12 protein-coding genes are annotated in these 17,806 nt (G+C 55.7%); all 12 read left to right on the forward strand.

What is annotated here, in order from left to right; genetic code table 11:
• The first annotated feature begins 34 nt into the window (after positions 1-34).
• The 12 genes from PG887_RS03515 to PG887_RS03570 all read left to right on the forward strand — a co-directional run bounded on the left by PG887_RS03515 (position 35) and on the right by PG887_RS03570 (position 17,744).
• Complete coding sequence (locus PG887_RS03515) at positions 35-1,255, forward strand: FAD-dependent 2-octaprenylphenol hydroxylase (RefSeq protein WP_270821183.1); 1,221 nt, start codon at positions 35-37, stop codon at positions 1,253-1,255.
• 381 nt (positions 1,256-1,636) lie between these two features.
• Positions 1,637-2,734 carry a glycine cleavage system aminomethyltransferase GcvT gene (gcvT, locus tag PG887_RS03520; protein WP_104454303.1) on the forward strand — a complete coding sequence of 366 codons (1,098 nt, stop codon included), beginning with the start codon at positions 1,637-1,639 and terminating at the stop codon, positions 2,732-2,734.
• 76 nt (positions 2,735-2,810) lie between these two features.
• Complete coding sequence (gcvH, locus tag PG887_RS03525) at positions 2,811-3,200, forward strand: glycine cleavage system protein GcvH (protein WP_010675081.1); 390 nt, start codon at positions 2,811-2,813, stop codon at positions 3,198-3,200.
• A gap of 232 nt (positions 3,201-3,432) precedes the next feature.
• Complete coding sequence (gene gcvP / locus PG887_RS03530; protein ID WP_104454302.1) at positions 3,433-6,309, forward strand: aminomethyl-transferring glycine dehydrogenase; 2,877 nt, start codon at positions 3,433-3,435, stop codon at positions 6,307-6,309.
• 310 nt (positions 6,310-6,619) lie between these two features.
• Positions 6,620-7,210 carry a restriction endonuclease subunit S gene (locus PG887_RS03535; protein WP_270821184.1) on the forward strand — a complete coding sequence of 197 codons (591 nt, stop codon included), beginning with the start codon at positions 6,620-6,622 and terminating at the stop codon, positions 7,208-7,210.
• A gap of 50 nt (positions 7,211-7,260) precedes the next feature.
• Positions 7,261-8,784, forward strand: coding sequence for a type I restriction-modification system subunit M (locus PG887_RS03540; RefSeq protein ID WP_270821185.1), 1,524 nt, complete (start codon positions 7,261-7,263; stop codon positions 8,782-8,784).
• Complete coding sequence (locus tag PG887_RS03545) at positions 8,774-9,997, forward strand: restriction endonuclease subunit S (protein ID WP_270821186.1); 1,224 nt, start codon at positions 8,774-8,776, stop codon at positions 9,995-9,997. The genes PG887_RS03540 and PG887_RS03545 overlap by 11 nt, the downstream gene beginning before the upstream one ends.
• Positions 9,994-10,665: a UPF0149 family protein gene (locus tag PG887_RS03550; RefSeq protein ID WP_270821187.1), complete on the forward strand. Its 672-nt coding sequence runs from the start codon at positions 9,994-9,996 to the stop codon at positions 10,663-10,665. The genes PG887_RS03545 and PG887_RS03550 overlap by 4 nt, the downstream gene beginning before the upstream one ends.
• 58 nt (positions 10,666-10,723) lie before the next feature.
• The gene (locus tag PG887_RS03555) at positions 10,724-14,005 is read left to right on the forward strand and encodes a type I restriction endonuclease subunit R (RefSeq protein ID WP_270821188.1); all 3,282 of its coding nucleotides are present in this window, start codon (positions 10,724-10,726) and stop codon (positions 14,003-14,005) included.
• Positions 14,006-14,009: 4 nt separating this feature from the next.
• On the forward strand, positions 14,010-14,783 hold the full coding sequence (locus PG887_RS03560; RefSeq protein ID WP_270821189.1) for a M48 family metallopeptidase: 774 nt from the start codon (positions 14,010-14,012) through the stop codon (positions 14,781-14,783).
• Positions 14,784-15,229: 446 nt separating this feature from the next.
• A complete protein-coding gene (locus tag PG887_RS03565; protein ID WP_134695609.1) occupies positions 15,230-16,102 on the forward strand; it encodes a TnsA endonuclease N-terminal domain-containing protein in 873 nt (290 codons plus the stop codon).
• Positions 16,092-17,744 carry a transposase gene (locus tag PG887_RS03570; RefSeq protein ID WP_270821190.1) on the forward strand — a complete coding sequence of 551 codons (1,653 nt, stop codon included), beginning with the start codon at positions 16,092-16,094 and terminating at the stop codon, positions 17,742-17,744. Before PG887_RS03565 ends, PG887_RS03570 begins: the two co-directional genes overlap by 11 nt.
• The last annotated feature ends 62 nt before the right edge of the window (positions 17,745-17,806 follow it).

The raw sequence follows: 17,806 nt of genomic DNA on the forward strand, positions 1-17,806 counted from the left end.
ATCCTGGCGACTCGCCCGGAAAGGACACAAGAGAATGCAGATGCAAGATGTGGATGTGGTGATCGTGGGGGGGGGCATGGTGGGCCTGGGGCTCGCTGCCGCCCTCAAGAACCGGGCGATCAAGGTGGCCATCGTGGAAGGCCGGCTGCCCGATGCAACGCTCGGTGAGACGCCGGACAACAGGGTCAGTGCCCTGAGCCTCGCGAGTCAGCACATCCTGCAAGGGGTCGGCGCCTGGGACGGCATAGTGGCGCGCCGCCTGCAGCCCTACGAGAAGATGCAGGTGTGGGAGCAGGACAGTTTCGGCCACATCGATTTCGATGCTGCCAGCCTGCGTCAGGGGGCCCTTGGCCACATCGTCGAGAACCGGGTGATCCAGCTTGCGCTGCTGGACGCCATCGCGGGGGCCAGCAATATCCAGATGCTGACCCCGGCCCGGGCCACCAGCCTGCAGTGCGGGCCAGCGGGCGCCCTGCTGCTGCTGGAAGATGGCCAGGCCCTCTCGGCCAAGCTGGTGGTGGCCGCCGACGGCGCCCACTCCTGGGTGCGCCGTCAGGCCGATATCCCGCTCACCAGCTGGGATTACGGTCATCACGCCCTGGTGGCGACGGTGCGTTGTGCCGAGCCCCATGAGGCGGTGGCGCGCCAGATCTTCACCCCCCAGGGGCCGCTCGCCTTCCTGCCCCTGTGGCAGCCCGACCTCTGCTCTATCGTGTGGTCTGTGCCCGCGGCCCGCGCCGAGGCGCTCTGCGCCCTGGATGACGATGGCTTCAACCGCCAGCTCACCGCCGCCTTTGATGGGCGCCTCGGGCTGTGCAAGGTGGAGGGGGCTCGCAGCGCCATTCCGCTGACCGCCCGCTACGCCCGCGACTTTGCCCGCGAGCGCCTGGTGCTGGTGGGGGATGCGGCCCACACCATCCACCCGCTGGCGGGGCAGGGGGTGAATCTGGGCTTGCTGGATGCCGCCGCCCTGGCGGAGCAGATCCTCATTCATCACGGCAAGGGCGCGGACATCGGCCTGCTCGCCAACCTGCGGGGCTACGAGCGCTGGCGCAAGAGCGAGGCGGCGCACATGCTGGCGGCCATGGAGGGGCTCAAGCGACTGTTTGCGGGCAGCAACCCCCTCAAGAAGCTGGTGCGCGGGGTGGGGCTTCGCGCCGTCGACGGTCTTGGCCCCCTCAAGCAGGGCATGATCCGGGCCGCCATGGGGCTGGATGGGGAGCTGCCCACCCTGGCCAAGGGTGAAAAAATCTAATCTTACCCTGGTGTTTTGACAAAAAAACTAATCTGACAGGGCGAGATGACCCTTTGGGGTGTCAGCCTTTAATGTTGGCGAGAAGCGAAACGTTTTTCTGTAAATTGTGACGAGACGGTAAAAATCAACATTAAATCCCGCAATGGCACGGTTTTGGCTGTTTTTATCACTGTTTTTGCCTTAGTGTCTGGTGTCAGTGAGTCGGGCGAGGATTAGTTTTTTTTGAGCGGCGCCCCGGCGCGCTTGTCATATAATCCGCTCCGTTCAAGGAATCACTCCTGCCCGCCCGGGCGGGAACGAGCACAGAGCTTGTGGTCCGTAGTTCCCGACGAGCCGGGGCGGATTGCGAGTGTTGTCGCGAACGCTTAAGGAAACACAGCGATGATCCAGACTACTGTATTGCATCCGAAACACCTGGAAGCGGGTGCCAAGATGGTGGACTTCCACGGTTGGGAGATGCCCATCAACTACGGTTCCCAGTTGGAAGAGCACCATGTGGTGCGCACCGATGCAGGCATGTTCGATGTCTCCCACATGACCATCGTCGATTTGACCGGCGAGCGGGTCAAAGCCTTCCTGCAACACCTGCTGGCCAACGACGTGGCCAAACTCACCGTCCCCGGCAAGGCCCTCTACAGCGGCATGCTCAATCCGGAAGGCGGCGTCATCGATGACCTCATCACCTACTTCCTGACCGATACCTTCTACCGCCTGGTGGTGAACTCCGCCACCCGCGAGAAGGATCTGGCCTGGATTCGCCATCACGCCATCGACTTTGCCGTGAGCGTGACCGAGCGCCCCGAGCTTGCCATGATCGCGGTGCAGGGCCCCCACGCCAAGGCCAAGGCGGCCAAGGTGTTCACCCCCGAGCAGAATGCGGCGGTCGAAGGCATGAAGCCCTTCTTCGGTGTGCAGGCCGGGGATCTCTTCATCGCCACCACCGGCTACACCGGCGAAGATGGCTACGAGATCGTGGTCCCCCAGGAGAAGGCGTGCGATCTGTGGCAGGCCCTGCTGGACAACGGCGTGGCCCCTTGTGGCCTGGGTGCCCGTGATACCCTGCGCCTGGAAGCGGGCATGAACCTCTACGGTCAGGACATGGACGAGACAATCTCTCCGCTCGCCGCCAACATGGCCTGGACCCTGGCCTGGGAGCCTGCCTCCCGCCAATTCATCGGCCGCGCCGCCCTGGAAGCCCAGAAGGCCGCCGGCAACCAGCCCAAGCTGGTGGGTCTGGTGATGGAAGAAAAGGGCGTGCTGCGTGCCGGCATGCCGGTCACCTTCACCAGCGAGAGCGGCGAGACACGGGAAGGGGTGATCACCTCCGGCTCCTTCTCGCCCACCCTGGGTTACAGCATCGCCCTGGCGCGGGTGCCCCGCGATATCGGCGAACAGGCCCAGGTGGAGATCCGCAAGAAGCAGGTCACCGTGAAAGTCACCAAGCCGGCCTTCGTGCGCAACGGCCAGCCGCTGGTGTAATCATTGATTGCGGCGAGGGTTGACCTTCGCCGCCCCATTTTTGTTGAAGCGATCCAAGAGCATAAAGGAAGCACAAATGAGCCATATCCCGAGCGAACTGAAATATGCCACCTCCCACGAGTGGGTCCGTGTTGAAGCCAACGGCGAAGCCGTGGTCGGCATCACCGAGCACGCCCAGGATCTGCTGGGGGACATGGTGTTCGTCGATCTGCCGGAAGTGGGCAAGCAGGTGAGCGCCGGTGAAGATTGCGCCGTGGCGGAGTCCGTCAAGGCCGCCTCCGACATCTACAGCCCGGTGAGCGGCGAGATCCTGGCCGTCAACGAAGAGCTGGAAGGCAGCCCCGAGCTGGTCAACTCCGACCCCTACGGCGCCGGCTGGCTGTTCCGCATCAAGCTGGACGACGCGGGCGAGCTCGCCAACCTGCTGGATGCCGAAGGCTACCAGAACGTGGTGGACGAAGAGTAATGCCCCCGGGCCCTGCCAACACAGCAGGGCCCTCTTGTATGACTGCCATCCTGCGGCCATGGCGGTTGCAGGAAGGGCACAGCCTTTGCGCCTTCGGGATGCCCTTGCCGCATTCCCCGTCTGCCCGCGGCGGACACAGAACATGAGTGGAGCCGGTATCGACCGGCTACAGGAACATCAGGTCTTGGTTATCAGGATGTCATGCCAGGACCTATTACCAGGAAATAGGGAAATGACCCAGTCACTGTTTGAACTCGAGCAAAAAACCGATTTCATCCGCCGTCACATCGGCCCGGGTGAGGAAGAACTGCGGGCCCTGCTCGCCATCGTGGGGGCCGAGAGCCTAGACGATCTGATTGAGCAGACGGTCCCCGCCGCCATCCGTCGTCCGGGGCCGCTTGGTATCGGCGCCCCCATGACCGAAGTGGAGGCCCTGGCCAAGCTCAAGGGCTATGCGGCCAAGAACCAGATCGCCAAGAGCTACATCGGCATGGGCTACCATGACACCCACGTGCCCCACGTCATCCTGCGCAACGTGCTGGAAAACCCGGGCTGGTACACCGCCTACACCCCCTATCAGCCCGAGCTGGCCCAGGGCCGTCTCGAAGCCCTGCTCAACTTCCAGCAGCTCACCCTGGATCTCACCGGCATGGATCTGGCGAGCGCCTCCCTGCTCGATGAAGCCACCGCCGCCGCCGAAGCCATGGCGCTGGCCAAGCGCATGGCCAAATCCAAATCCAACCTCTTCTTCGTGGCCGAGGACGTTCACCCCCAGGTGATCGACGTGGTCAAGGAGCGCGCGGTCCACTTCGGTTTCGATGTGGTGGTCGGCCCTGCGGGCGAGGCCGTGAGCGAAGAGGTGTTCGGTGCCATGTTCCAGTACCCGGGCACCACCGGCAATGTGGCCGATCTGCGTTCCCTCATTGCCGCCGTCCAGGCCCAGAAGGGGCTGGCCTGCGTCGGGACCGACATGCTCTCCCTGCTGCTGCTCAAATCCCCGGGTGAACTGGGTGCCGACGTGGTGTTCGGCAGTGCCCAGCGCTTCGGTGTGCCCATGGGTTACGGTGGCCCCCACGCCGCCTTCTTCGCCACCCGCGACGCCTACAAGCGCTCCATGCCGGGTCGCATCATCGGCGTCTCCAAGGATGCCCGTGGCAAGAGCGCCCTGCGCATGGCCATGCAGACCCGCGAGCAGCACATCCGCCGCGAGAAGGCCAACTCCAACATCTGTACCGCCCAGGTGTTGCTGGCCAACATGGCGAGCTTCTACGCCGTCTACCACGGCCCGGTGGGGCTCAAGACTATCGCCTCCCGCGTGCACCGTCTGACCACCATCCTGGCGCTCGGCCTCACCGCCAAGGGTGTGGCCCTCAAGCACGCCAGCTGGTTCGATACCCTCACAGTACTGACGTCGGACAAGGCTGCACTCATTGCCAAGGCCGAAGGGCTCGGCATCAACCTGCGTGGGGATCTGGACGGTGCGGTCGGTGTGTCCCTCTCTGAAACCACCACCCGAGGCGATGTGGCCGAGCTGTTCGACCTGTTCCTTGGGGCGGGTCACGGCCTCGATGTGGAGGCCCTCGACCAGGCCGCCCAGACGCATCACGCCATTCCGCAAGATCTGCTGCGCACCGACGCCGTGCTGACCCACGAGGTATTCAACAAGTACCACTCCGAGACCGAGATGCTGCGCTACATCCACCGTCTCGAAGCGAAAGATCTGGCCCTGAACTACGCCATGATCTCCCTGGGCTCCTGCACCATGAAGCTCAACGCCACCGCCGAGATGATCCCGGTGACCTGGCCTGAATTTGGCAAGCTGCACCCCTTCGCGCCGCTCAAGCAGACTCAAGGCTACCAGCTGCTGCTGGCAGATCTAGAAGACTGGCTGGTGAAGGTGACCGGCTACGATGCGGTCTGCATGCAGCCCAACTCCGGCGCTCAGGGCGAATACGCGGGCCTCTTGGCCATCAAGAAGTACCACGAGTCTCGCGGAGAGGGGCATCGCGATGTCTGCCTCATCCCGGCCTCTGCCCACGGCACCAACCCGGCTTCCGCCCAGATGGCGGGCCTGAAGGTCATCGTCACCGCCTGTGATAAGGCAGGCAACGTGGATCTGGACGACCTGCGGGCCAAGGCCGCCGAGGTCGGAGACCAGCTCTCCTGCCTGATGGTGACCTACCCCTCCACCCACGGGGTGTACGAGGAGACCATCAAGGAGGTGTGCGACATCGTTCACCAGTATGGTGGTCAGGTGTACCTCGACGGCGCCAACATGAACGCGCAGGTCGGGCTGACGGCGCCAGGCTTTATCGGCGCGGACGTCTCTCACCTCAACCTGCACAAGACCTTCGCCATTCCCCATGGCGGTGGCGGTCCGGGCATGGGCCCCATCGGCGTGAAGAAACACCTGGCACCGTTTGTGGCCGGTCACGCCGTGGTCAAGACCGACAAGGAGAGCCGTGACAACGGCGCCGTGTCTGCCGCCCCGTTCGGCTCGGCCAGCATCCTGCCCATCAGCTGGATGTACATCGCCATGCTGGGGGACGAGGGGCTCAAGAAATCCACCCAGGTCGCCATCCTCAACGCCAACTACCTGGCCAAGAAGCTCGGCGAGTCCTTCCCCGTGCTCTATACAGGTCGCAACGGCCGGGTGGCCCACGAGTGCATCCTGGACATCCGCCCGCTCAAAGAAGCCAGTGGCATCAGCGAGATGGACGTGGCCAAGCGCCTGATGGACTACGGCTTCCACGCGCCGACCATGAGCTTCCCGGTAGCGGGCACCCTGATGGTCGAGCCGACCGAATCCGAATCCAAGCGCGAGCTGGATCGCTTCGTGGAAGCCATGACCGCCATCCGCGCCGAGATCGCCCGGGTGCAGGACGGTCACTGGAGCCTCGCCGACAACCCCCTGGTCCATGCGCCGCACACCCAGGACGACGTGATGGATGCAGAGTGGAACCGTGGCTACAGCCGCGCCGAGGCGGTCTTCCCATCCGACGCGGTGCGCGCCAGCAAGTTGTGGCCGTCGGTCAACCGCATCGACGACGTCTATGGTGATCGCAACCTGTTCTGCTCTTGCGTACCCACCGAGGATTACGCCAAGTAATCGCGGCGCAGTTGATCACGGCCATTTAAGTTGGAAACCGTGACATTGAAGTTGGAAACCGACCATTCAAGTTGGAAACTCAAAGGCCCTGCAACAGCAGGGCCTTTTTATTTTGTGCGGTGAATATCTGTAATTAAATTACAAAAATGATCTCAGTTGGATCTTTCAGGCAGGTCAGGGTCTACCTCTTGTTAATGGTACACATAAAAGCATCATTTCCATTGATGCAAAATAATGGGCATTGATATTGACTCAGTAGTGTCAGATGCGACACACTGTAACTGCATCATTAACGATGAAGAGATTTTTTGTGAAGCTGAACCAAATTGCCACCATCAGTGCTGGGCACCCCTATCGCGGAAAGATCCCGGAGATCGATTCCGGCAGCATGGCCGTGGTGCAGATGAGAGATACCTCGCCAGAAGGGGGGGTTGACTGGTCTATTTGCCTTCGCAGCGAGCCGACAAGCAAGAAGGAGCCCGACTGCTTGCAGACCGGCGACATCCTGGTGGCAGCTCGTGGCAATCAGAACTATGCCGTGCTGGTCGATACCAGCAGCGCCCCGTTGCCCGCCGTGGCTGCGCCTCACTTCTATGTGGTGCGCTTGCAAAGCCGGGCGCTCAGCCCCGAATTTCTGGTCTGGCAGCTCAATCAGTCCCCTTGCCAGCGCTACTTCGAGCTTCACGCCGAAGGCAGCGCGGCAAAAAGTATTCGCCGTCAGGTGTTGGAGGAGGCCCCTATCGGTATCCCGTCTCTTGCGAGGCAAGCCGCCATCATGAAGCTGGCCCACAGCCTGCGTGAAGAACGGAACCTGATGCAACAACTGCAACGTAACGGCGAGCAGATGATGCAGGCTATCGCTGCCAACCTGCTCGAACAATCCGATCAGCCAGCGAAATAGTTTCGCTGAGCAGCCCATTTTTCCAAGAAATACCCAAGGAATTGTGACTTATGACTACCTCGATAAACCAGGACGATATCAACAAGGCCCTCTGGTCTGCCTGCGATACCTTCCGGGGCACTGTCAGCCCTGATACCTATAAAGATTTTGTGCTCACCATGCTGTTCCTGAAATACATCTCCGATGTCTGGCAGGATCACTACGATGGCTACAAGGCTGAATATGGCGATGAGCCGGAGCTCATTGAAGAGATGCTCAAAAACGAGCGTTTCGTGCTGCCCAAACAGGCCAGCTTCTACAGCCTGTTCGAGCGTCGCTTTGAACCGGGCAACGGCGAGCGGATCGATCAGGCGCTGCACGCCATCGAAGAGGCCAATGGCACCAAGCTCAAAGACGCGGGTAAGAGCGTGTTTCAGGACATCAGCTTCAACACCGACCGCCTCGGCGAAGAGAAGCAGAAGAACACCATACTGCGCCATCTGATGGAAGATTTTGCCAAGGATGAGCTCAACCTCAAACCGAGTCGGGTCGGTACCCTGGATGTGATCGGCAACGCCTATGAGTATCTCATCAAGAACTTCGCCGCCAGTGGCGGCCAGAAGGCGGGGGAGTTCTATACCCCGCCCGAAGTTTCCGATCTTATCGCCGAGTTGCTGGAGCCGATGCCGGGCGACACCATCTGCGATCCGGCCTGTGGCTCGGGGTCACTCTTGATGAAGTGCGGCCGCAAGGTGGTGGAAAACCATGGCGAGAAGCACTACGCCCTCTATGGGCAGGAGGCCATCGGCTCTACCTGGTCGCTGGCCAAGATGAACATGTTCCTGCACGGGGAAGACAACCACAAAATCGAGTGGGGCGACACTATCCGCAACCCCAAGCTGCTGGATAAAAACGGCGATCTGATGCGCTTTGATATCGTGACCGCTAACCCGCCCTTTTCGCTGGATAAATGGGGTTATGAGGAAGCGGGAAATGATAAGTTCGGTCGCTTCAAGCGCGGGCTCCCGCCCAAAACCAAAGGGGATTACGCCTTTATCCTCCATATGATTGAAACCCTTAAGCCCAAGAGCGGGCGCATGGGGGTGGTGGTGCCCCACGGCGTGCTATTCCGGGGTTCCAGCGAGGGGAAAATTCGCCAGCAGTTGATCGATGAAAACCTGCTCGATGCGGTGATCGGCCTGCCGGAGAAGCTCTTCTACGGCACCGGCATCCCAGCCGCCATCCTGATCTTTAAAAAGCAGAAGGTGGACGACAATGTGCTGTTTATCGATGCCAGCCGCGAGTTCAAGGCGGGTAAAAACCAGAACCTGTTAAGCGCGGACAATATCGCCAAGATTGTCGCTACCTATCGCAACGGCGGCAATGTCGATAAATATGCCTATCTTGCCTCGCTCAAAGAGATTAAAGAGAACGACTACAACCTCAATATTCCCCGTTATGTGGATACCTTCGAGGAGGAAGAGGAGATCGATCTGCCTGCGGTGCGTGCCGAGCGCGAACAACTGAAAACCCAACTTGCCGAGCTGGAAATCGAGATGGCCAACTATCTGAAGGAGCTGGGTTATGGTGCCTAAGGGGTGGACGGTTGGTACATTAAGTGAATTAGCAGATACCGTTATGGGGTTCGCATTTAAAAGTAGCGACTTTACTCCTACGGGTATTCCTTTGCTCAGAATGGGTAATTTATATCAAAACACTTTAGATTTTGAACGAAATCCAGAATATCTACCTGAGTCATTCAAGGATGAGTATGCTAGATTTCTGGTGAGACCCGGTGATCTGGTCATGTCTATGACGGGGACTATGGGTAAACGCGACTATGGATTTACAGTAGAAATACCATCTCATGCGCCAGATTCACTATTGAATCAGCGAGTAATGAAATTTGTTCCTAAGAAAAAAACAAGTGCGGGTTATTTACTAAATTTACTGCGAAGTGAAGTGATTCTTTCACGATTATATTCATTCCCTGGGGGCACAAAACAAGCTAATTTGTCTGCAAAGCAGGTGCAAGAACTTGTAGCGCCAATACCTCCTCTGCCCGAACAAAGAAAAATTGCCAAAATCCTCTCCACTTGGGATAAGGCCATCACCATCACCGAGCAACTGTTGGCTAACAGTCAGCAGCAGAAAAAGGCACTGATGCAGCAACTGCTCACCGGAAAAAAACGCCTGCTGGATAACAATGGGGTGAGGTTTTGTGGGGAGTGGAAACGACTTGAATTAAGTAGCTTTACGGATATCTATAGCGAAAAATCAGTGGTAAATAATCAGCTTCCGATCGTTACTTCATCGAGACGAGGACTTTTTCTCCAAGAGGACTATTTTAAGAAACAAGTGGCTAGTGAAGATAATACGGGTTACAAAATTGTTCCGTATGGGTATATAACATTTAGAAGCATGTCTGATGACGGCATATTTGTTTTTAATCAGCAGACAATTTTAGATAACGCATTAATCAGTCCTGCGTATGGAGTTTTTTGCTTCACCAATATCGACACCACGTTTGGTTGTTATTTGCTCAATAGCTCCGTAATGATGAGAGAAGTCAATAAATTAAGTCAAGGTGGAACAAGGATCGCATTTAAAACATCCACCTTTAATAGCATTTATTTGAGTATCCCAGCTAAGGAAGAACAACAAAAAATCGCCTCTGTTCTTTCCACCGCAGATAAAGAAGTCACAGCCCTGCAACAAAGACTCGATGCCTTAAAGCAGGAGAAGCAAGCCCTGATGCAACAACTGCTGACCGGCAAGCGGCGGGTCAGGGTGGAGGCGGTAGCATGAAAAAAATCACCATCCATCCCCTGACCGAGAGCGAGACCGAGTGGCTGGAGCAGCGGTTGCTGGATTATGGCGATGATGATTCGGTGCTGACGCTGTCGGAACTGGATGGCTTTCTGGCCGCCATCGTCACCGGCCCCGAACTGGTGCCGATAAGCCGTTGGTGGCCGATCTTATGGGGCGGCGGTGTTGAGCCCAAATGGCAATCTGAGCGGGAGATGAAGCGGGCCATTGAGTTGATCCTCGGTCATATGAATCTGCTGGCCCACACCCTCTGCAATCAACCGGATAACTTCGAGCCGTTGTTAATGGTCAATCCCAATACTGAGCCCCCGGTCGAGATCGCTGAGGAGTGGTGTTTCGGCTATCTGCGCGGGGTGGCGCTCGGCAACTGGCCTGAATTGCCAGAGGAGCTAGACACCTGGTTGGAAGTCATCCGCCTGCATGGCAGTGACGATGAGATGACGCAGTTGGCCAGCCTCTCCCTTGAGGAACATCAGCAGACGGTGGCCGAGGTGGGCCCCGCCGCCTTGCGGCTGCACGCCCATTTTCTGGCCCAGCGCCAACCTGTCGCGCCTCCCTCGCCAGTTATTGCCTCCCCCAAGGTGGGTCGCAATGATCCTTGCCCCTGTGGCAGCGGCAAGAAGTTCAAGCAGTGTTGTTTGCATTGATGATGGTCAGTGATGAGCGGGACGCCGCTCGCCGGAACAGACAGAAGTAGGATGGGTAATGACACAACCAATACCGAAATTCCAGGAAGAGTACAGTGCCAAGATCCCGGCCCTGAGCCTGCTGACCCAGTTGGGTTGGTCGTTCCTCTCCCCCGAACAGGCGCTGGTGGCGCGGGATGGCAAGGCCGATCAGGTGGTGCTGCGTCAACAGCTACGCAGCGTACTGGCCGAGCGCACCTTTGTGTTTGCGGGCAAAAGCTATCCGCTTTCCCCTAAGTCGGTAGACAATCTGGTGAGCGAACTGTGCAGTCCTGCACTCAATGAAGGGTTGCAGGCGGCCAACGAGCGGCTCTATAACCACCTGCTCTATGGCATGTCGGTCACCGAGTTTGTTGATGGCAAGAAGGTGAGCCCCACCATCCCCCTCATTGACTGGCACAACCCGCACAACAACCGCTTTACCTTTACCGAAGAGTTTCGGGTGATGCGTTCGGCAGGTATCGAGGCTCGCCGCCCGGATATCGTCTGCTTCGTCAATGGTTTGCCCCTGGTGGTGATCGAGGCCAAGCGCCCCGATGGCAATGCCAAGAAAGGGCCGACCATCAAGGAGGGGATATCCCAGAGCCTGCGCAACCAGCGCCCGGACGAGATCCCGCTGCTGTTTGCCTACAGCCAGTTGCTGCTCTCCATCAACGGTATCGAGGGACGATATGGCACCTGCGGTACGCCAGAGAAGTTCTGGGCCGCCTGGCGTGAGGAGGACATCGGCGATGGTGCGATGACGGTCATCAAGAATCAGCCGCTCTCATCCGAACAACTCTCTGCCCTGTTTAGCCACAGGCCCGCCGCCTATCTGGACTGGTATCAGTCTCTGGTTGCGGCGGGCGAGCTGGCCGTCAGTGATCAGGATCGGCTGCTCATCAGCCTGCTCTCTCCGGAGCGGCTGCTGGAGATGACCCGGCTGTTCACCCTGTTTGACAAGAAGGCGGGCAAGATAGTCGCCCGCTACCAGCAGGTGTTTGGCATCAAGCGATTGATCGAGCGTATCAACCAGAAACGCCCAGATGGCGGGAGAGAAGGTGGAGTGATCTGGCACACCACCGGCTCGGGCAAGTCGTTCACCATGGTGTTCCTTAGCAAGGCTCTGATCCTGCACGACAGTTTGAAACAGTGTCGCCTGCTGGTGGTGACCGACCGGGTGGATCTGGAGAGCCAGCTCAGCAAGACCTTTGCCTCCAGCGGTGAACTCGCGGGCAAGAAAGATAAAGAAGCGGCCATGGCTACCTCGGGCAAGCGGCTGGCCGAGCAGATCGGTAAGGGCAGCGAGCGGATCATCTTCTCGCTTATTCAGAAGTTCAACTCAGCGACCAAGTTGCCGGAGTGCATCAACAAGAGCCCGGATCTCATCGTGCTGATCGATGAGGGCCACCGCAGCCAGGGGGGCGAGAACCATGTCCGCATGAAGCTGGCATTGCCCAACGCCGCGTTTGTGGCTTTTACCGGCACGCCGCTTCTCAAGGATGACAAGACCACCAATAAGTTTGGCCCCATCGTCCATGCCTACACCATGCAGCGGGCGGTTGAGGACAAAACGGTGACGCCGCTGCTCTATGAGGAGCGCATCCCCGATCTGGAGGTCAACGAGCGGGCTATCGACAGCTGGTTTGAGCGTATCACCCAGGGGTTAAACGAGCAGCAGCAGGCCGATCTGAAACGCAAATTTGCCCGCAAGGGCGAGATCTACAGCGCGGAGGATCGCATCAAGCTGATTGCGTTCGATATCGCCAGTCACTTTTCTACCAATATCGATGAAGGGCTCAAGGGACAGCTGGCCTGCGATAGCAAGGCATCGGCGGTGCTCTATAAAAAGTACCTCGACGAGGCGGGGCTGTTCGAGTCGGCGGTGGTGATGAGTCCGCCCGACAGTCGTGAAGGCAACACCGAGGTCGATGAATCAACTACCCCGCTGGTTACCCAGTGGTGGAAGGAGAATGTCGGCACTCAGGATGAGCAGGTGTATTCCAAGGCGCTTATCGAACGCTTTGCCGATGAGAATGATCCCCTCAAGTTGCTGGTCGTGGTGGACAAGTTGCTGACCGGCTTCGATGAACCAAAGAACACCGTGCTCTATATCGACAAGCCACTCAAAGAGCACAACCTGATCCAGGCCATTGCACGGGTCAACCGGCTGCACCCGAAGAAGAAATTTGGTCTGCTTATCGACTATCGCGGCATCTTATCCGAGCTGGATACCACCATCGGCAAGTATCAGGATCTCGCTTCCCGCACCCAAGGCGGCTATGACGTTGACGATCTCAAAGGCCTCTACAACCAGATGGGCACCGAGTACAAGCGGCTGCCACAGCTCTATCAGGCCCTGTGGGGTATCTTCGCCGGGGTAAAGAACAAGCAGGATATCGAGCAATTGCGCCAAGTGCTGGTGCCCAAGATGGAGGAACTGGACGGCGAACTGGTGGATGTGAACCTCAAGGTGCGAGAAGACTTCTACGAGGCGCTCACGGGGTTTGCCAGTTGCCTGAAAGTGGCGTTGCAATCGGCCTCTTTCTTCGAGGACAGCGCCTTTAGCGAGGCGGATCGCCGTCACTACAAGGAGACGGTGAAACAGCTCTCCAGCCTGCGTCAACTGGTGCAACAGGATGCAGGTGAGAAGGTGGACTACGACGAATATGCCGAGCAGGTGAAGAAGCTGCTGGATAAGCATGTGGTCGGGGTAGAGGTTAAAGAGCCTGGTGGCGTCTATGAAGTCGGCAAGATGGGTCAGCAGCAGCCAGAAGAGTGGAACGAGAACAAGACCCGCAACGAGACCGACATCATCAAAACGCGGGTCACCCGTATGATTGAGCAGGAGCTGCGTGACGACCCTTATGCGCAGGAGGCCTTCTCCACGCTGTTGCGCCAGGCCATCCTTGATGCGGAGAAGGTGTTCGAGCACCCACTCAAGCAGTACATGCTGTTTCGGGAGTTCGAAGAGCAGGTACAGGAGCGCCGCTTGAGTGACATTCCTGACGCCTTTGCTGGGCATCGCCACGCTCAGGCCTACTTTGGCGTGTTCAAGAAGGTGCTGCCTGAGGTGTTTGCCATCGCCGACAGCCAGGTACAGGACAAATGGATAAAGCTGGCCTTCGAGGTCGATACGGTCGTGGATGCATCGGTGGCCGAGCACTCCATCAACCCGCAGAACATCGAGGCGGGTATTCGCAAGCAGTTGCTGCCGCGTATGTTCCAGGAGTGCAAAGCAATCGGCAGTGGTATGGAGCAGGCCAAGAAGATCGTCGAGATGGTGGTGCAGATCACCCGAGCCGGCTTGAGCGGAGTCTGATCAGATGAATGTGCCTATTCGGGTCAAGGGCGATGCTCAGCCCCAGGCTCCAGCTCCATCCTTTAGCTTTCGCTACGGCGATGAGCGGATCGCCTTCGAGCGGGTGCAACGGAGACAGGCTAGAGGCAAGGTGCTTATCAAGGTGCATCCCGATTGCCGCGTCGTAGTCTCGGCCCCGCGTGAGGCGGCTGATGATGCGGTTCTCGCAGCGGTCAAGCAGCGCGGACGCTGGATCTACCAGCAGTTACGCGACTTTCGCCAGCAGTTGGAGCACGTCACCCCACGCCAGTACATCAGCGGTGAGAGCCACTATTACCTCGGCAAACAGTACCTGCTCAAGATGATCGAAGCCCCTGATTCGGTGCAGGGGGTCAAAATGCTGCGTGGCAAGTTGGAGGTGTCGGTTCGACAACGTAGCGCCGAGAAAGTTCGTGAGCTGCTGGCAGACTGGTACAAGGCCCGTGCCAAAGAGGTGTTTGCCAGACGCCTCAACGCCATGCTGGATCAAGCCATCTGGGTCACGGGCAGACCAGCACTGCGCATCCTGACTATGCAGACACAGTGGGGCAGTTGTTCCCCCCATGGCCGGATCACGCTCAACCCACATTTGGTCAAAGCACCCCGCGATTGTATCGATTACGTGATCCTGCACGAGCTCTGCCATATCGCCGAGCACAACCACAGCGAGCACTTTTACCGGCTGATGGGTCAGGTGATGCCCGGTTGGGAAAAGACCAAAGCGAAGCTGGATGGCATGGCGGCGCGTTTGCTAACGTGAATCACTATGTTGTCGATTGTCCACACAGCCCGGCAGGCTATCCTGCCGGGCTGTTTTTTTTGAAACGGATGGCTTCATATAAGGGATTGGAAGGGGGTCGATAGAGGCTTTCATGGTCATGTTTTCTGTGCTTGGGAGCTTGTAACCTCAGAATGATGTTCTATATGAACAAATTCTCTTATGTCAAAAATGGAATAAAAGTTGCCATATTTATTATCTCTAATAATAAATCGGGAAGTGTTTTTATTAATTAATAAAAATTAATAGGTTACTGTTTGAAAAGGGGAATTTTCAAAAATTTAGCGCATTGTAAATTGCAACAAAAAAGTGCAAATATTTAATATTCATAAAAATAAGTAAGAAAAAACATTGGCTTACGAGAATTCTTCATGTTGACGCGCACCTGTCTGCTAACTAGGTTGTATGCAAATCAGGTAGGAGCGGTCATGAAAAACCAGAGGGTCAAACAACCAGTCATCACGGATGCAGAAATCTCCAAAGTGGAGCGGTATGCACGGGATATCAAGGCGGGGGGCTATCGCCCTTGGGTCACGGTGCGACAGTCCCATACCCACGGCCAGGGTCAGATTGTGCATAGCTATAAAACTGGTCGTGAGCACCACTTGCTCAGTCGTGGCGAGCGACTCCCATTTTTTGCATTCGAACACGACCCAACGGTGATCGACATCATGGAGCAGTACCCACTGCCTCTACATCAAACGCTAGAAATTGCAGCCTCTTTGAACATTGTCCATCCTGGCAATTATAAAGAGCGAGCAAAATTCGACGGGCTAATACCGGCCAAGACGATGACCCAGGATTTTGTCATTATTCGAAGAACGAATAAAGATAAGCTTATTTTAACGCCATATAGCTTCAAATACGCTGCGGCACTCGATCCTGCTGTTACTAATCCCCGAGTCGTAAGCCGTACACGGGAAAAAGAGCAAATAGCTATCGAATACTGGCGTACTCAGAAAATCGATCATGTGCTGATAACAGAACAGCATTTCAACGAGAACTATATCTACAATTTGATATTTCTACGAGAGTGTTTCGATAAGCCTGAATATATTCAGACTACAACAGATATGTACCATGTAATGTTGAGGGATTTTAGACACCACCTGATTCATTCACCCTCAAGTACATTATTAATTTTGGTCAAGAAAGTGTCTCAGGGACTGAATATTCCCGATGTGCAAGTATTATCAGTTTTTCAATATGCTGTTTATAGCCATCAACTGAAAGTTGACTTAACACAACGAATAGAGTTGTATCGGCCAGTGCCATCTTTAGAGGTGGATTATGCGAATTAACCAAAAGTTGGTTTCAACTACTGATGATAAATCAGAATTATTGATTGTTGCCATATGCTGGGATACGGGCTTATTGGCCGTAAGTAATTTGTTAGTTAACGTTCCCTTACGCCCATTTGTTGTGTCTATTGCTGAAACGGAAGCCTCTATTCGTAGTGGACGTCTAACGCTTGTAGATCATGATTTTCCGAAAATCCTACTGACGCCAGATTCACAACTTGAGTCTGCATGGATTAAGGATCGCGACAAAGCTATTGCGGCCCTCAGTCCTCTAATTAAGGATCCTGAGTTACTACATCGTTATCTTTTTGGTGACAAGAGTGGCATCTTGCAGAGACTAATTGAATTATCTGGTCTGAGCAAAAAATACATTGCCAGTAAACTGAATCGTTACTTTCAATATGGTGGGATTGAAAATTCACTACTACCTCGTTATTTCATGTGTGGTAAAGCCAATCAGTTACCCATTCAGCCAATGATACAGAATGGAACAGTTTGTATTAGATCAAAGACCGGGCCAAAAACTCGCTATGGCACCCCATACCGTGGCGTGACTCAACAAGATATTAAACAAATTGAGCAATTTTCTAAAACCATTCGGTCTGGTGCTGGAGTGAAATTGTCAGAGTTATATCAGGATTATTGTATAAAGTATGAATCGGTTGTCATCCGTCCACCGAATGCTAAGGATTCCGACATTGCAGAACAGACACGCATGGTCCTCCCTAGAGCGAATATTATTTCACCTAGAAGTTTTAAAGCGCATTTGAGAAAATTTGTCAGTGGCCTGACTTTTTTGAAAAAGCGAGTTGGGGACATCAATTACGCCCGAGATCATGCAGGTAAACCAGGACTAGCGTGTGCAGGTCTACGTGAACCAACGTCACGTTATGAAATTGATAGCACGATTGCTGATGTTTATATTCGATACCCTTACAGCAAAGATGAATTACTGAGTACCGGCCGACCAGTAATCTATTTTGTCATTGATACTCTCAGTGGCATGATTGTTGGCTTGCATGTTGGTTTTGAATCACCATGCTGGCATGGAGCTAGTCAGGCATTATTTAATGCAATGAGCAATAAAGTTGCCTTTTGTCATCAGTATGGCGTTTATATCAAAGATGAGGACTGGCCATGTGAACTGCCGTGTCGTGAATTGACATTCGACCGGGGTTCTGAAAATACGGATAGTAATATTTCAAGTCTGCTACGTGGCCTTATTGGTATCACTGTTGGAAATTTTAATGCGTATCACCGTGGTGATATGAAAGGAACGATTGAAAAATCTTTCGATATTATTCAATCGTTAGCAATACCATTTGAGGCAGGTAAGGTCGTAAAAAACCCACAAAAGGAGGACCAACATGCATCTCGTCGCCCTTTTCTAACCTATGAGCAATTTATGGCGAGGCTTATAAAAATCATTATTTACTCCAACAATCATCGTCAACGGGTTAGCTCACATAATTTCGAGATGTCGCGTGATGGAGTAGGGTTTACTCCACGTGATGTCTGGAATTGGGGACTAGAAAATTCGGTAATGGTGAATCCTGTTGCGGTAGACCGCCTGCGTTTTGCCCTGTTGCCTGAAGCAGAGGCGACAGTGAGAGCTGAGGGAGTGCTTCGGGAATTCAGATAATAAGTGCGACACTCATGGATGAATGGCGAGAGGTGGCCAACTGCTGATTGGTGGTACCCTTC

The sequence above is a fragment of the Aeromonas sp. QDB14 genome, assembly GCF_027707845.1.
GTDB lineage: Bacteria > Pseudomonadota > Gammaproteobacteria > Enterobacterales > Aeromonadaceae > Aeromonas > Aeromonas caviae.

Coding starts and splice junctions, on each gene's coding strand:
- PG887_RS03540 (WP_270821185.1), top strand. CDS start 7,261: ATGACTACCTCGATAAACCAGGACGATATCAACAAGGCCCTCTGGTCT.
- PG887_RS03515 (WP_270821183.1), top strand. CDS start 35: ATGCAGATGCAAGATGTGGATGTGGTGATCGTGGGGGGGGGCATGGTG.
- PG887_RS03570 (WP_270821190.1), top strand. CDS start 16,092: ATGCGAATTAACCAAAAGTTGGTTTCAACTACTGATGATAAATCAGAA.
- gcvH (WP_010675081.1), top strand. CDS start 2,811: ATGAGCCATATCCCGAGCGAACTGAAATATGCCACCTCCCACGAGTGG.
- PG887_RS03560 (WP_270821189.1), top strand. CDS start 14,010: ATGAATGTGCCTATTCGGGTCAAGGGCGATGCTCAGCCCCAGGCTCCA.
- PG887_RS03545 (WP_270821186.1), top strand. CDS start 8,774: ATGGTGCCTAAGGGGTGGACGGTTGGTACATTAAGTGAATTAGCAGAT.
- PG887_RS03550 (WP_270821187.1), top strand. CDS start 9,994: ATGAAAAAAATCACCATCCATCCCCTGACCGAGAGCGAGACCGAGTGG.
- PG887_RS03565 (WP_134695609.1), top strand. CDS start 15,230: ATGAAAAACCAGAGGGTCAAACAACCAGTCATCACGGATGCAGAAATC.
- gcvP (WP_104454302.1), top strand. CDS start 3,433: ATGACCCAGTCACTGTTTGAACTCGAGCAAAAAACCGATTTCATCCGC.
- PG887_RS03555 (WP_270821188.1), top strand. CDS start 10,724: ATGACACAACCAATACCGAAATTCCAGGAAGAGTACAGTGCCAAGATC.
- gcvT (WP_104454303.1), top strand. CDS start 1,637: ATGATCCAGACTACTGTATTGCATCCGAAACACCTGGAAGCGGGTGCC.